Below are 908 nucleotides of genomic sequence, written 5' to 3'. Positions count from 1 at the left end.
CTTGCGGATTTTCTATTCGGTTTGTATTTGCTAAATTAGTGGCTTAAACACGCAACGAAATCATACACAAACACGTTGTGTGCAATGTCGGAACAGCCGTGAAAAAACAAAAATCGAGATTAAAATAGAATATGTTCTACAAACCTAAACCGAAAGAAAATCTGGATTTAAGGAATAAATTGTTTCTCGAAAAAGGAATACTTGCCTTAAAAGAGCAGGGTTTTGAAAAAAGCCCGTTCAAATCAGATTGGTATGGAAGAACAAATCAGAATGATTTTTCATACACATTGTACAGATTAGAAAAAGATAATGAGTTGCAAAAAATAGAAACTCATATTTTGAGGAATGAAAATTGGATTCAGATTAGATTAAACATTTTCCAAATAACACCTAAAATTAATTCTCTTGAGGAATTGAAAGAATCAGACGGATTAAAATTCCAATTACCACCGAATAGTTTATCTGAAATGAGATTACGTTCGGACACTTATAACTGTATACCATTGTTTTATATGCTGTTTTTACCTGAACATAAAATTGTACAGTATTTTACGAAAAAAGGATTTAATAAAAGGCTAAAAAAATTATCTGAACTCATACTAAAAGATATGCAGAATATTGATTTTTATATTTCCAGATGGAAAGAAAAACATAGTCCAAAAACTATAAATTGGAAAAGTGAAACTATTGAAAAAACAAAAAACACTGCACACAACACCGTATAAAAAAAATTGCTAGTTTTAGCTAAACCAAAGTTAGTTGCTCGTTTGCTAGCTTCTGATTTTCCTTCGGAAAATCCTCGCACACAAACACGCAACTTTTCTTATACAAAAACGTTATCTCTTATTTGAGAAAAACATTTCGCTCATTAAAAAAGGTAGTTCACTCATTTTGACTTTTAAGATTAA

At 30.2% G+C, this 908-nt stretch carries 1 protein-coding gene; it reads left to right on the top strand.

All coding sequences use genetic code 11. The features are described 5' to 3' along the window. Positions 1-131: 131 nt before the first annotated feature. On the top strand, positions 132-725 hold the full coding sequence (locus Q1B05_RS18525) for a hypothetical protein (RefSeq protein WP_299782940.1): 594 nt from the start codon (positions 132-134) through the stop codon (positions 723-725). Positions 726-908: the final 183 nt, after the last annotated feature.

It is taken from the genome of uncultured Formosa sp. (assembly GCF_947500765.1).
Taxonomy (GTDB): Bacteria; Bacteroidota; Bacteroidia; order Flavobacteriales; family Flavobacteriaceae; genus Formosa.
The sequence above is the reverse complement of the archived record's forward strand: the minus strand, read 5'-3'. Positions and strand labels throughout refer to the sequence as shown.

Excerpts from the sequence above, each read along its gene's own strand:
- Q1B05_RS18525 (WP_299782940.1), top strand. The coding sequence starts at position 132 with ATGTTCTACAAACCTAAACCGAAAGAAAATCTGGATTTAAGGAATAAA.